The following is a 13,749-nucleotide window of genomic DNA, read 5'->3' as shown; positions in this document are numbered from 1 at the left end:
GAGTCAGGTCCCTTCCGTCGTCTACTTGGCGGTGCTGACCGGAACGTCCTCGCCCAGAAGCTTGCCGTCCGAGGTCTCGAACTGCTTCTTGAACGCGGCGATGGCGTCAGCGACGGACTGGAGGGTGTCGTCCGACATCTTGCCGCCCTCGGCGATGCTGGTCAGGAGCTCCTTGCGCTCACGGCGCAGGTACTCCAGCAGCTCTACCTCGAAGCGACGGATGTCCGCGACCGGGACGTCGTCCATCTTGCCGGTGGTACCGGCCCAGACGGAGACGACCTGCTCCTCGACGGGCATCGGCTGGTACTGAGCCTGCTTGAGCAGCTCGACCATCCGCTTACCGCGCTCCATCTGCGCCTTGGAGGCCGCGTCCAGGTCGGAACCGAAGGCGGCGAACGCCTCCAGCTCGCGGTACTGGGCGAGGTCCACACGCAGACGGCCGGAGACCTGCTTCATGGCCTTGTGCTGGGCGGAACCACCCACACGGGAGACCGAGATACCGACGTTCAGGGCCGGACGCTGGCCGGCGTTGAACAGGTCGGACTCCAGGAAGCACTGACCGTCGGTGATGGAGATGACGTTGGTCGGGATGAACGCCGACACGTCGTTCGCCTTGGTCTCGACGATCGGCAGACCGGTCATCGAACCGGCGCCCATGTCGTCGGAGAGCTTGGCGCAGCGCTCCAGCAGACGCGAGTGCAGGTAGAAGACGTCACCCGGGTAGGCCTCACGGCCCGGCGGGCGGCGCAGCAGCAGGGACACGGCGCGGTAGGCGTCGGCCTGCTTCGAGAGGTCGTCGAAGATGATGAGGACGTGCTTGCCGTCGTACATCCAGTGCTGGCCGATGGCCGAGCCGGTGTACGGGGCCAGGTACTTGAAGCCGGCCGGGTCGGACGCCGGGGCGGCGACGATCGTCGTGTACTCGAGCGCGCCGGCCTCTTCCAGGGCGCCGCGAACGGACGCGATGGTCGAGCCCTTCTGGCCGATGGCGACGTAGATGCAGCGGACCTGCTTCTTCGGGTCGCCGGAACGCCAGTTGTCACGCTGGTTGATGATCGTGTCGACGGCCAGAGCGGTCTTGCCGGTCTGACGGTCACCAATGATCAGCTGACGCTGGCCGCGGCCGATCGGCACCATCGCGTCGACGGCCTTGTAGCCGGTCTGCATCGGCTCGTGCACCGACTTACGGGCCATGACGCCCGGGGCCTGCAGCTCAAGGGCACGGCGGCCCTCGGTCGCGATCTCGCCGAGGCCGTCGATCGGGTTGCCGAGCGGGTCGACGACACGGCCCAGGTAGCCCTCGCCGACACCGACCGAGAGGACCTCACCGGTGCGGGTGACCGGCTGACCCTCCTCGATACCGTTGAACTCGCCGAGGACGATCGCACCGATCTCGCGCTCCTCGAGGTTGAGGGCGAGACCGAGGGTGCCGTCCTCGAACTTCAGCAGCTCGTTCGCCATGGCCGAGGGAAGACCCTCGACCTTCGCGATACCGTCGCCGGCCAGGCTGACCGTGCCGACCTCCTCGCGCGAGGCCGCGTCCGGCTGGTACGACTGGACATAGTTCTCCAGCGCGTCCCGGATCTCCTCCGGCCGGATCGTGAGCTCCGCCATCTGGGTTCCCTGCTCTCCTTGTTGGGCCCGAAGTTTCTTTGGGGGTCTGGGGGCCGACCCCCAGGAATCTTCTGCAATCTCTGCACGGCCCAACCGGGCCGCTGGTCTTGCTGTTCTGTTCTGCGCTGCGCCGTCAGCCGGCCATGCGACGGGTCGCCTCTTCGAGGCGCTCCGCGATGGTGCCGTTGATGATCTCGTCACCGACCCGCACCGAGATCCCGCCGAGGACCGTGGGGTCCACTTCGAGGTTGAGGTGCATGTCACGGCCGTACATCCGCGCCAGACCCGCTCCGAGACGCTGCTTCTGCGCCTCGGACAGCGGCACCGCCGACGTGACGACGGCGACCATCCGGTTCCGCCGCGCCGCGGCGAGCTTGGACAGGGACTCGAGTCCCGACTCCAGGCTACGTCCCCGCGGGTGCGTGGCGAGACGGACGACCAGACGCTCGGTGACCGGGTCGGCCTTGCCGCCGAGCAGGCTGCTGAGCAGCTCGCCCTTGGCGGACGGCGTACCCGACCGGTCGGTCAGGGCCGACCGCAGGTCGTTGCTGGACGAAAGGATCCGGCCGAAGCGGAACAGCTCGTCCTCGACGTTGTCGAGCACACCGGTCTTCTGCGCCGCGGTGAGGTCGGCGGTGCTCGCCAGTTCCTCGAGCGAGTCGACCAGGTCGCGGGACTGCGACCAGCGGGACCGGACCATGCCCTTGACCAGGTCGGCGGTCTCGCCGCTGACCTGACCGGCGAGGATGCGTCCGGCCAGCTCGGCCTTGGCCTCGGCGGCCTGCGCCGGGTCGGTGAGGACCCGACGCAGCGACACCTCTCGGTCGAGCAGCGCGGTGACGGCGGCCAGCTCGCCGGCGAGCTTCGCCGCGTCGACCGACGTGTTGTCGGTCAGCGCGTCGAGCGACTCGTGCGCGGCGGCCAGCGCCTCGCGGCTGGCTCCGTTCATCGGGTGGCCTCTGCCTTCGAAGCGCCGTCCTCGAGCGAGTCGAGGAAGCGGTCGATGGTGCGGCTCTGGCGGGCGTGGTCCTCGAGGGACTCACCGACCAGCTTGCCGGCCAGGTCGGTGGCGAGCTTGCCCACGTCCTGACGCAGCGCCGCGGCCGCGGCCTTGCGGTCGGCCTCGATCTGGGCGTGGCCGGCCGCGATGATCTCCTCACGCTGCCGCTGGCCTTCCGCCTTCATCTCCTGGATGATCGCGGTGCCCTGCTCGGTCGCCTCCTGGCGCAGCCGAGCGGCCTCGTGACGAGCCTCGGCGAGCTGAGCCTTGTACTGCTCCAGGACGCTTTCGGCCTCGATCTTGGCCGCGTCGGCCTTCTCCATGCCTCCTTCGATGGCCTCGCGACGCTCTTCCAGAACACGGTTGATGTTCGGGAGGAGCTTCTTCGCGAAGAAGAAGAAGACGATGGCGAAGGCGATCAGACCGACGAGCAGCTCGGGGCCGGGCGGAACGAGCGGGCTCTGCTCCTCCGTGGCCGCCAGCTGAACGATGTTGGCGATCACATCAATGCCTTTCGTCGAAATGTGTCAGTAAGGAGTGATTACTTACCGAACACGAACGGCATAACAATGCCGATCAGGGCGAGCGCCTCACAGAAGGCGAAGCCCAGGATCTGGTTGGCACGGATCAGGCCGGCAGCCTCGGGCTGACGGGCCAGAGCCTGGGTGCCGTTACCGAAGACGATGCCGACGCCGATGCCGGGGCCGATCGCGGCGAGGCCGTAGCCGATGGAGCCGAGCGAACCAGTGACCTGGGCGAGGGTCTCAGTGGCAGCCATGCTGATTCTTCCTTTTCATTCACGGACCGGTGGGGGTTGGCCACCGGACAGCTATGGGTGGTTGTGCGGGATGGCTCAGTGGTGCTCGGCGAGAGCGCCCTGAATGTAGGTGCAGGCCAGCAGCACGAAGACGTACGCCTGGACGGCCTGTACGAAGAGCTCGAACAGGATCATGACCATCGTCATCACGAAGGAGACGCCGGCGGCCGGGATCATGTAGCTGTTCAGCAGGTACCAGGAGGCGACGGTGAACATCACCAGCATCAGGTGACCGGCGAACATGTTGGCGAACAGTCGCACGGCGTGCGTGAACGGCCGGACCAGCAGGTTCGAGAAGAGCTCGATGAACGAGACGAGCCACTTGATCGGACCGAGCGAGTCGTCGTAGCCGGTGATGTTCTTCCAGCCGCCGACGAATCCGTGGCGCTTGAACGTCAGCGACACCCAGATCACGTAGACGATCACGGCGAGGACGATCGGGTACGCGATGATCGACGACACCGGGAACTGCGCCAGCGGGATCACGGACCAAATGTTCATGATCCAGACGAAGAAGAAGATCGAGACCATGAGCGGGACGTACTTCTCGCCCTCACGCTTGCCGAGGGTCTCGTAGACGATGCCGCGACGTACGAAGTCGTAGCCCGCCTCACCGATCATCTGCAGCTTGCCCGGAACGACCTTCGCCTTTCCGAAGGCCATCGTGAAGAAGGTGACGACAACCAACGTGGTGAGCAGCGCGAGCAGCATCACCTTGTTGAACTCGAAGCCACCGACGGTGAAGATCGGCTGGAAGAGGAAGGAGTGCAGGCCCGGTGCCGGAAAGCCACAGCCGTTGTCGGCCAGGATGCGGCAGCTCCAGTCAAAGGCGAGCGTGGTCTGTTCAGCACTCACCGCGGGCTCCTTCGGCGTGACGCATGGGTTCGGCAACCTCGTTGTGTCGGAGCGGCGCGCAGCCGCGAGTCGGCACCGGACTGGTGTTTCGGATGTGGGGGCGGCAATCAGGCATCGAAGCCTCGCGTCGAGCAGGCGTCAGCTCAGATGCCCGCGCCCGCAGTGCCGCAGTTGGCACCGGACGATAGCAGGGTCTCGAACGGGCATTTATACCGGCCCTACCCCTCACGTCGCCGACCCTGTCTTTTCGCCCTGACGGGGAGCAGACGGTTCGGGTTCGACGTAAAGGATCTTCGCCTTCATGTGGGCACGGGCCTGTGCGGCCACCCAGACGACGGTGGCGGCGACGAGCGTCGCGGCGAACGCCTTGGGGTTGAACAGCGTCGTGTCCTTGAACACCGCGACGAAGACGAAGAGCACCAGCAACTGTGTCGTGTACAGCATCAGACCCATGGCCTGGAAGAGCTGCGGGAACTGCTTGGCCGTCCGCTGCAGGACCACGATGCCGATCCCCATGAAGACGATGACCACCAGCGCACCGACGGCCGCGCCGAGTGCCCCCTTGCCACCGGCGACCACACCGCTGATCACAGCGGCGATCGCGCCGGCGGCAGCGGTGGGTACGGCGGTGAGAAGAAGTGAGCGTGCGTCGTTGGACGGCATGGCGGCATCTCCGCTTGCTGGTGGGGGCAAAGTGGTGTCGTCATGGACGAGCGTAGGCCCGGTCCCGAGATGGGCCTCGGGGGCCAACGAACCGTCGCACTACGGTCCTTCGGCGCTGTCTCCGGGTCTCGTGAACGGTATCACAAACTATTTGATGAGGTCTTTACCCAGTCGTGTGCCAACTCTCACACATGAGAGTGAACGCGCCCGTGTGTGCACGACAACTGGGCGGTATGCCTGGTAATGCAACGGTCTGCGCCTCAGTCGTCATCCCATGACCGCGGACATGCCTCCATAGGAGTACAAGGATCCGGCCGTCCCCGGACGCGCCGGGGCCCAAGAGACAGCGTCATGCGGCGGCGCTGTAGAGGCCCATCAACGGCTGGTGCCTCGTAAACCTCACGGCCGGACGGACTAAATCCGGTCAGCGGGTGGAGTCCGCCCTGCCCCGCTCCGGGAAACGGGCCCGGGGACCCACGGCCGTCGCGCCGTTGACGCCGCTGACACCCACACCGACCGGGACGCGCTGCTCCTCCTCGGGCCCGGGAGCAGCCTTGTCGTGATGTCCGGTGGCGCCGGCCGTGGCCGCCGCGGACCTTGCGCGGCGGCGGTAGCGCGGCGGGACGACGCCCTCCGCCCAACGCGGGGCCCTCGGCGTGAAGCGCGGCAGCAGCAACAGGACCAGGCCGATCGCGCTCAGCACCACCACCGCCAGCACGATCCACATGGACTTCGAGTGGATGGAGTACGCGACGACGCCGAAGGCGATCAGCGCCGACCAGAAGTACATGATCAGCACGGCCCGGCTGTGCGAGTGGCCGACCTCGAGGAGGCGGTGGTGGAGGTGGCCGCGGTCCGCCGCGAACGGGGACTGGCCCTTCCACGTGCGGCGGACGATCGCCAGCAGCAGGTCCGCGACCGGGATCGCGATGATCGTCAGTGGCAGCAGCAGCGGGATGAAGACCGGCAGCGCCGCGTGCGTGGCCTGGCGGGTGCCGCCCTCGAAGATCCGCAGGGCGTCCATGTCCACCTGCCCGGTCACGGAGATCGCGGCCGCCGCGAGGACGAGTCCGATCAGCATCGAGCCGGAGTCGCCCATGAAGATCCTGGCGGGGTGCATGTTGTGCGGCAGGAAGCCCAGGCACATGCCCATCAGGATCGCGGTGAACAGAGTGGCGGGGGACGCCGCCTCGATGCCGTAGCTGAACCAGATCCGGTACGCGTAGAGGAAGAACGCCGCGGCCGCGATGCACACCATGCCGGCCGCGAGACCGTCGAGGCCGTCGACGAAGTTCACCGCGTTGATGGTGATGACGACGAGGGCGACGGTGAGCAGCGTCCCCTGCCAGCTCGTCAGCGAGACGGTTCCCACGCCCGGGACCGGGATCCACAGGATCGTCAGACCCTGCACGACCATGACGCCCGCGGCGATCATCTGGCCGCCCAGTTTGATCAGGGCGTCGATCTCGAACTTGTCGTCCAGGACGCCGATGATCCAGATCAGAGCGGCGCCGGACAGCAGCGCGCGTGGTTCGTTCGACAGCTCGAAGACGCTGTTCAGGTTCTCCAGGTGGTCGGCGACCAGCAGTCCGGCGCACAGGCCGAAGAACATGGCGATGCCGCCGAGCCGGGGTGTCGGCTCGCGGTGGACGTCGCGTGCACGGATCTCCGGCATCGCGCCGGTGGCGATGGCGAACTTCCTCACCGGCCCGGTGAGCAGATACGTCACCGCGGCCGTGACACATAGCGTCAGCAGGTAATCACGCACGGGCTGCCCCACAGGAATCGCTGGCCATCTCAGCCCCACACCTTAGCTGTGGTAGCCACATGCTTGAGGACACGCGGGGCTCTGTGATGGTTGCACGGAGACGGCACAGCAATGCTGCTACCCCGCGAACGGCGGGAATCCCGCGACGAGACCCTGTACCTTTCCCCGGATGTCGTGCGGTTCGCCCTGCTCCCGCAGCGCCGCCGTGAACAGGGTCGCGATCCGGTCCATCTCCCTGCGGCCCATGCCCTGCGTGGTGACGGCGGCCGTGCCGAGCCGGATGCCCCGGCCGTCCCCGTACGGCAGCGCGCAGGTGTCCAGGACGATGCCGGCGGCGGCGAGCCGGCCACGGGCCACCCTGCCGTCGATGCCGAGAGGTGCCGGGTCCGCGCCGACGATGTGCGTGTCCGTGCCGTCCGTCAGCACGGCGAGGCCCTCCGCGGCGAGCGCCCCGGCCAGCTCCCGCGCATTGGCGACGACCTGATGCGCGTACGCGGTGAACGCGGGCGTCGCCGCCTCCCCGAAGGCCACGGCCTTCGCCGCGATCGTGTGCATCTGGGCCCCGCCCTGCGTGAACGGGAACACGGCCCGGTCGATGCGCTCCGCCAGCTCCGAGCCGCACAGGATCATCCCGCCGCGCGGACCGCGCAGGACCTTGTGGGTGGTGGCGCACACCACGTCCGCGTACGGCACCGGATTCGGCGCCGCGCCGCCGGCGACCAGACCGATGGGATGCGCGGCGTCCGCGATCAGATAGGCGCCGACCTCGTCCGCGATGTCGCGGAACGCCTCGTAGTCGGGATGGCGGGGATAGGAGATCGACCCGCAGACGATCGCCTTCGGCCGGTGCTGCCGGGCCAGATGGCGCACCTGGTCGTAGTCGATGAGCCCGGTCTCCGCGTCCACCCCGTAGGCGACGAAGTCGAACCAGCGGCCGGAGAAGTTCGCCGGCGAACCGTGCGTGAGGTGCCCGCCGTACGGGAGCCCCATGGCGAGCACCGTGTCACCGGGCCGCAGCAGGGCCGCGTACGCCGCGAGGACCGCGGAGGAGCCGGAGTGGGGCTGCACATTGGCGTGCTCGGCGCCGAAGAGGGCCGTCGCCCGCTCGATCGCGATGCGCTCGGCGGCGTCGACGAGTTCGCAGCCGCCGTGATGGCGGGCGCCCGGATAGCCCTCCGCGTACTTGTTGGCGAGCGGTGACCCGAGTGCGGCGAGCACCGCGGGAGAGGTGAAGTTCTCCGCGGCGATGAGCTGGAGGGTGGTGGCCTGCCGCTGCGACTCCCCGAAGAGGATGTCCGCGATCTGGGGATCCTGGCGGCGCAGCGCCTCGAACGACGAGGACGGTGACGGTGACGGCACGGAAGGCACTGCGCGGGCTTCATCGGTGACGGACATGACGGCTCCGGGGCCTCGGGGGGAGCTGCGGCACATCCAATGTAGAACCGGCGGGGCGTGGCCGCGCGGTGCGTGCGCGACATGGTGACGGGCGGGGTGACCGCTGCGCGGGCTGTTCCCCTACCCGCCCCTTCCCGAACCGGGGCCAGCCCCGGACCCCGTGCCGCCCTGCGGGCGGCGTACCGCGCTTCGCGCGGTGCCCTCAATCTCCCCCTACGGCCTGGCGGCCGTGGGAGGTGCCCCAGGCGGGCTGAAATGCCGCTGCGCGGCGTCCAGCCTCGCCGACTGCGGAGGCAACTTCAGCCTCGCCGGCGTTTGAGGCGCGGGGGTCCGGTGGGGGTGCCCCCACGCCGCCAGGCGTAGGGGGAGGAGCCCCCGAAGCACCGCGCGCAGCGCGGTGCCGGGCCCGGGCGGAGCCCGGTTTCGGGAAGGGGCGGGGTGGGGAACAAGCCCGCCGCAGGCGACACGCACCCGCACCCGCGACGCGCCCCGTCAGGACCGCGCCCGGACCCCCGTCAGCGCCGTGACCACCGGGTCCAGCGCCTGATGGATCTCGTCGCCGATCGAGCGGAAGAACGTGATCGGCGCCCCGTACGGATCGAACACCTCGTCCGCGTCCGGGCTCGGCGCCAGCAGCCATCCCCGCAGGGCCGCCGCCGCCCGCACCAGCGCGCGCGCACGCTCGACGACGCCGTCCTCGCGAGGGTCGGGAAGGGTCGCCGGGTCTATGGCGCGTACGAGGCGGGTGAACTCCTTGAGCGTGAAGGTCCGCAGGCCCGCCGAGTGGCCCATCGAGATGACCTGCGCGCGGTGGTCGCGCGTGGCCGTCAGGACGAGGTCCGCGCGGATGACGTGCTCGTCGAGCAGTTCACGCCCGACGAACCCGCTCGCGTCCGCTCCGAAGTCCGCGAGGACGATCTCGGCGTTGGCCTCCATCGGCGCGCCCTCGTGACCCCAGGTGCCCGCGCTCTCCACGATCAGGCCGCCCGTGAGGGGATCGCCGAGGCGGTCGCTCAGGGCATGGCGGGTCAGCCGCTCGGTGATCGGCGAGCGGCAGACGTTGCCGGTGCTGACGTGGAGGATGCGGAAGGCCTGGCCCGTGCTGCTGGTTTCCGCTATGCCACGCCCCTCAGGGGCGGTCAATTGGCCACCTCGAGGTCTGGTACGACCTTGCGCAGCTCGTCCGCGGACAGGGCGCCCTCGCGCAGCAGGACCGGCACCTTGCCGGTGACGTCGACGATCGACGACGGCACGATGCCGGGCGTCGGGCCGCCGTCGAGGTAGACGGAGACGGAGTCGCCGAGCATCCCCTGGGCGGCGTCGCAGTCCTCGGGCGAGGGGTGTCCCGTGAGGTTGGCGCTGGAGACGGCCATCGGGCCGACCTCGGTGAGCAGTTCGATCGCGACGGGGTGCAGCGGCATCCGGATCGCGACGGTGCCACGGGTGTCCCCGAGGTTCCACTGGAGGGACGGCTGGTGCTTGGTGACCAGGGTCAGCGCGCCGGGCCAGTAGGCGTCGACGAGCTCCCATGCCTGCTCGGAGAAGTCGGTCACGAGTCCGTGCAGGGTGTTGGGCGAGCCGATGAGGACAGGGGTGGGCATGTTCCGGCCGCGCCCCTTGGCCTCGAGCAGGTCGGCGACGGCCTCGGCGCTGAAGGCGTCCGCACCGATGCCGTACACGGTGTCGGTGGGCAGCACGACGAGCTCTCCGCGGCGGACGGCCGATGCGGCCTCGCGCAGGCCGGTGGTGCGATCCGTCGCGTCGTTGCAGTCGTATCGCCGAGCCATCAGCGGGCCTCCTCGTACACGTGCTTGGTCATGTGCTTGGTCATGGCATGGCCTTGCGGGCGGTGGCGAACCGCGGCCGCTTGTTCAGGTCGGGGTGGTCGGCTGCGTCGGCCCAGCCGGATTCCTCGTTGAAGATCCACGGCACCTGCCCGCCCTGGGTGTCGGCGTGCTCGATGACGACGAGGCCGCCGGGCCGCAGCAGCCGGTGCGCGGTGCGTTCGATGCCGCGGATGGTGTCCAGGCCGTCCTCGCCGGAGAACAGGGCCATCTGCGGGTCGTGGTCGCGCGCCTCGGGTGCGACGTACTCCCACTCGGTGAGCGGGATGTACGGCGGGTTGGAGATGACCAGGTCGACCTGGCCGTCGAGCTCGGGCAGCGCGGTGAGTGCGTCGCCGTGGTGGACGGTGACGCGGGATCCTTCCGCGTTCTTGCGGGTCCACCTCAGGGCGTCCTCCGACAGCTCCACGGCGTGCACGCGCGAACGCGGCACTTCCTGGGCCATCGCGAGGGCGATGGCGCCGGAGCCGGAGCACAGGTCGACGATCAGCGGCTCGACGACGTCCATCGCGCGTACGGCTTCTATCGCCCAGCCGACGACCGACTCGGTCTCGGGGCGCGGCACGAACACCCCGGGGCCGACCTGGAGCTCCAGGTAGCGGAAGAAGGCGCGCCCGGTGATGTGCTGGAGCGGCTCGCGCGCCTCTCGGCGGGCGACGGCCTCCCAGTAGCGGGCGTCGAAGTCCGCGTCCTTGACGTTGTGGAGCTCTCCCCGCTTCACGCCGTGCACGAACGCGGCGAGCTCCTCCGCGTCGAACCGCGGTGACGGCACGCCGGCGTCGGCCAGCCGCTGGGTGGCTTGGGCCACCTCGGCAAGCAGCAGATTCACGTGCCTACCCTTCCTGTGACGCTCGTGCGGACGATTCTCTGGCCTGTGGGACTACGGGAACTGCACCGGCTGCGCCGGTTCGCGGGCTACTGGGCAGCCGCGAGCTTGGCGGCGGAGTCGGCGTCGACGCACGCCTGGATCACCGCGTCCAGGTCACCGTCGAGCACCTGGTCCAAGTTGTACGCCTTGAAGCCGACGCGGTGGTCCGAGATCCGGTTTTCCGGGAAGTTGTACGTACGGATCTTCTCCGACCGGTCGACCGTTCGGACCTGGCTGCGGCGGGCGTCCGCGGCCTTGCTCTCGGCCTCCTCCTGGGCTGCGGCGAGCAGCCTGGAGCGCAGGATACGCATGGCCTGCTCCTTGTTCTGGAGCTGGCTCTTCTCGTTCTGGCAGGAGGCGACGATGCCGGTCGGCAGGTGCGTGATGCGCACGGCGGAGTCGGTCGTGTTGACGGACTGGCCGCCGGGTCCGGACGAGCGGTAGACGTCGATGCGCAGGTCGTTGGCGTGGATCTCGACGTCGATCTCCTCGGCCTCCGGCGTGACCAGCACACCGGCCGCGGAGGTGTGGATACGGCCCTGGGACTCGGTGGCGGGCACGCGCTGCACGCGGTGCACCCCGCCCTCGTACTTCAGCCGCGCCCAGACGCCCTGGCCCGGCTCGGTCGCGCCCTGGCCGCCCTTGGTCTTCACGGCGACCTGGACGTCCTTGTAGCCGCCGAGCTCGGACTCGGTGGAGTCGATGATCTCGGTCTTCCAGCCGACGCGCTCCGCGTATCGCAGGTACATCCGCAGCAGGTCGCCCGCGAACAGGGCGGACTCGTCGCCGCCCGCGCCGGCCTTGACCTCGAGGATGACGTCCTTGTCGTCGCTGGGGTCGCGCGGGACGAGCAGCAGCCGCAGCTTCTCGGTGAGCGCCTCGCGCTCCTTCTCCAGGTCCTTCACCTCGGCGGCGAACTCCGGGTCGTCCTGGGCCAGTTCACGGGCCGTCCCGATGTCCTCGCCGGTCCGCTTCCAGGCGCGGTACGTGCCGACGATGGGCGTCAGCTCGGCGTAGCGCTTGTTCAGCTTGCGCGCGTTCGCCTGGTCGGCGTGGACCGAAGGGTCGGCGAGCTTCTTCTCGAGATCGGCGTGCTCGCCGATCAGTTCCTCGACCGCTTCGAACATCGATGGCTCCTGGTTCCGTACACGAAGGGGTGGCTGCGGTGGCTGCTCAGAACGGACAAAGCGCCGGTCCCGGCCACCCTGGAGGGGGCGGCCGAGGACCGGCGCAGTGGCTCGCTACTTCTTGGCGGAGCCGGCAGCCTTGCCGAAGCGGGCCTCGAAGCGGGCCACACGGCCACCGGTGTCGAGGATCTTCTGCTTGCCCGTGTAGAACGGGTGGCACTCGGAGCAGACCTCGGCGCGGATGTTGCCGCTCTGGATCGTGCTACGGGTGGTGAACGACGCGCCGCAGGTGCAGCTGACCTGGGTCTCGACGTACTCGGGGTGGATGTCGCGCTTCAAGGTGTCTCCTAGGTTCGGGAGGGCGCCGGGTCGCACGGGCGGGGATGCTCGTACGTGAACCGGGGCCGACGTACCAGTCTGCCAGGACCGGCCGTATCTCCCAAAACCGGGGTGGTCGCTGAAGTATTCCTGGCTGCCGAAGTGGGTATTACGGGCTGCTCACGACGGTGGCGGCGTCGCCCTTGTCGCCCGCCGAGTCCCGCACCGCGGAGGCCGGGATCGGCCTGTCCTGCTTGAGCGCCGTCCACACCTGCCGGGCGCCGGTCTCGACGGGGACGACGCGGTTGGGGTCGGCGGGGTCGTACTCCACCGGCATGGTGATCATGTCGACGTCCTCCGCGCCGAGGGCGCTGAGCCCCCTGGCGAAGCCCATCAGCTCGTTCACCGAGTCCAGCTCCGAGTCGGGCGTGATCGCCTTGGTGCCGGCGTCGGCGAGGTCCAGGAGCTTCTTCGGGGAGCTGAACACGCCGACGTCCTTGACCTGGTCGATGAACGCCTTCATGAAAGCCTGCTGGAGCTGGATGCGGCCGAGGTCGCTGCCGTCGCCGACGCTCTTGCGGGTGCGTACGAGGCCGAGCGCCTGCTCCCCGTCCAGGCTGTGGGTGCCGGGCGGGAGGCTCAGATGGCTCTTGCTGTCGTCGATCGGCTGCGTGGTGGTGATGTCGACGCCGCCGAGCTCGTCGATGAGCTTCTTGAAGCCCGTGAAGTCGACCTCGATGTAGTGGTCCATGCGGATGCCGGACATCGCCTCGACCGTCTTCACGGCGCACGCGGGGCCGCCGATCTCGTAGGCGCTGTTGAACATCGCCCGCTCCTGCCCGGGGACGGCGGTGCCGTCACGGCCGGTGCAGTCGGGCCGCCCCACCAGGGTGTCGCGCGGTACGGACACGACGCTCGCGGTCTTGTGGCCCTGGTAGACGTGCACGACCATCGCGGTGTCGGAGCGGGCGGCGCCGTCGTCGTCGCCGTACCGGGCGTTCGCGCCGGAGCGTGAGTCGGAGCCGAGCACCAGGATGTCCATGGAGCCGTTGTCGACGTTCTTCGGGCGGTCCTCGCCCAGTGCCGTCTTGATGTCGACGCCCTGGAGGTTCCCGTTGAGCTTGACGTAGAGAAGGCCGAGACCGGAGCCGCCGACGAGTACCAGGGCGGCGGCGACCCAGGCCACGACCGTCCAGGTCCGGCGGGCCCTCGTGGGCGGCTTGCGGCGGCTGCCGCCCCGTGAGGGTCTCCCCACGCCCGCTGGACGTAGCGGGAGTATTCGGCCGGCGCTGCGGCTCTGCTCGCTCATGCTCTCCTCGGCTCTCGCTGCTCCCGCTACCCCCGGGGGTGGTGTTCAGGCGCGGTTTGTCGTGGTTGCTCAGACGTCGGAGCAGCGAGAAGCGTTGCACGGCGCGGTGAGAACTCCCTGAGAAACGCCTCGGGCCCACCGCGCCGTGCGCGGTGGGCCCGAGGGACAGCT

The 13,749-nt window shown here is 69.1% G+C and carries 14 protein-coding genes; all 14 read right to left on the bottom strand.

Annotation, left to right across the window (positions count from 1 at the left end; genetic code table 11):
- Positions 1-21: 21 nt before the first annotated feature.
- Positions 22-1,614: a F0F1 ATP synthase subunit alpha gene (atpA, locus tag AB0K36_RS18360; RefSeq protein WP_189471075.1), complete on the bottom strand. Its 1,593-nt coding sequence runs from the start codon at positions 1,612-1,614 to the stop codon at positions 22-24.
- A gap of 133 nt (positions 1,615-1,747) precedes the next feature.
- The gene (locus AB0K36_RS18355; RefSeq protein WP_364595145.1) at positions 1,748-2,563 is read right to left on the bottom strand and encodes a F0F1 ATP synthase subunit delta; all 816 of its coding nucleotides are present in this window, start codon (positions 2,561-2,563) and stop codon (positions 1,748-1,750) included.
- Positions 2,560-3,117, bottom strand: a complete 558-nt coding sequence (locus AB0K36_RS18350; RefSeq protein ID WP_307708313.1) for a F0F1 ATP synthase subunit B — start codon at positions 3,115-3,117, stop codon at positions 2,560-2,562. Before AB0K36_RS18350 ends, AB0K36_RS18355 begins: the two co-directional genes overlap by 4 nt.
- A 38-nt stretch (positions 3,118-3,155) precedes the next feature.
- Complete coding sequence (gene atpE / locus AB0K36_RS18345; protein ID WP_360040982.1) at positions 3,156-3,392, bottom strand: ATP synthase F0 subunit C; 237 nt, start codon at positions 3,390-3,392, stop codon at positions 3,156-3,158.
- Positions 3,393-3,467: 75 nt separating this feature from the next.
- On the bottom strand, positions 3,468-4,286 hold the full coding sequence (gene atpB / locus AB0K36_RS18340) for a F0F1 ATP synthase subunit A (protein ID WP_494517678.1): 819 nt from the start codon (positions 4,284-4,286) through the stop codon (positions 3,468-3,470).
- Between the two features lie 225 nt (positions 4,287-4,511).
- Complete coding sequence (locus AB0K36_RS18335; protein ID WP_364595141.1) at positions 4,512-4,949, bottom strand: Cg1360 family ATP-synthase-associated protein; 438 nt, start codon at positions 4,947-4,949, stop codon at positions 4,512-4,514.
- A 424-nt stretch (positions 4,950-5,373) separates the two neighbouring features.
- The gene (locus AB0K36_RS18330) at positions 5,374-6,717 is read right to left on the bottom strand and encodes an MraY family glycosyltransferase (protein WP_364595138.1); all 1,344 of its coding nucleotides are present in this window, start codon (positions 6,715-6,717) and stop codon (positions 5,374-5,376) included.
- 117 nt (positions 6,718-6,834) lie between these two features.
- The gene (gene glyA, locus AB0K36_RS18325; RefSeq protein WP_364595135.1) at positions 6,835-8,112 is read right to left on the bottom strand and encodes a serine hydroxymethyltransferase; all 1,278 of its coding nucleotides are present in this window, start codon (positions 8,110-8,112) and stop codon (positions 6,835-6,837) included.
- Between the two features lie 492 nt (positions 8,113-8,604).
- Positions 8,605-9,255, bottom strand: coding sequence for an arsenate reductase/protein-tyrosine-phosphatase family protein (locus AB0K36_RS18320; protein ID WP_005311870.1), 651 nt, complete (start codon positions 9,253-9,255; stop codon positions 8,605-8,607).
- Positions 9,252-9,899, bottom strand: coding sequence for an L-threonylcarbamoyladenylate synthase (locus AB0K36_RS18315; RefSeq protein ID WP_189471060.1), 648 nt, complete (start codon positions 9,897-9,899; stop codon positions 9,252-9,254). Before AB0K36_RS18315 ends, AB0K36_RS18320 begins: the two co-directional genes overlap by 4 nt.
- 40 nt (positions 9,900-9,939) lie before the next feature.
- Positions 9,940-10,785 carry a peptide chain release factor N(5)-glutamine methyltransferase gene (prmC, locus tag AB0K36_RS18310; RefSeq protein WP_364595131.1) on the bottom strand — a complete coding sequence of 282 codons (846 nt, stop codon included), beginning with the start codon at positions 10,783-10,785 and terminating at the stop codon, positions 9,940-9,942.
- Positions 10,786-10,871: 86 nt separating this feature from the next.
- On the bottom strand, positions 10,872-11,951 hold the full coding sequence (gene prfA / locus AB0K36_RS18305; RefSeq protein ID WP_189471056.1) for a peptide chain release factor 1: 1,080 nt from the start codon (positions 11,949-11,951) through the stop codon (positions 10,872-10,874).
- Between the two features lie 114 nt (positions 11,952-12,065).
- Positions 12,066-12,290 (bottom strand): 50S ribosomal protein L31, encoded by a 225-nt coding sequence (rpmE, locus tag AB0K36_RS18300; protein WP_005311879.1) that lies wholly within the window; start codon positions 12,288-12,290, stop codon positions 12,066-12,068.
- A 148-nt stretch (positions 12,291-12,438) separates the two neighbouring features.
- Positions 12,439-13,578 (bottom strand): LCP family protein, encoded by a 1,140-nt coding sequence (locus tag AB0K36_RS18295; protein WP_364595127.1) that lies wholly within the window; start codon positions 13,576-13,578, stop codon positions 12,439-12,441.
- Between the last annotated feature and the right edge of the window lie 171 nt (positions 13,579-13,749).

Source organism: Streptomyces kurssanovii (assembly GCF_040677245.1).
GTDB classification, from domain to species: Bacteria; Actinomycetota; Actinomycetes; order Streptomycetales; family Streptomycetaceae; genus Streptomyces; species Streptomyces kurssanovii.
Note: the sequence above shows the minus strand (reverse complement) of the source record. Positions and strands in the feature narration are given on the sequence as shown.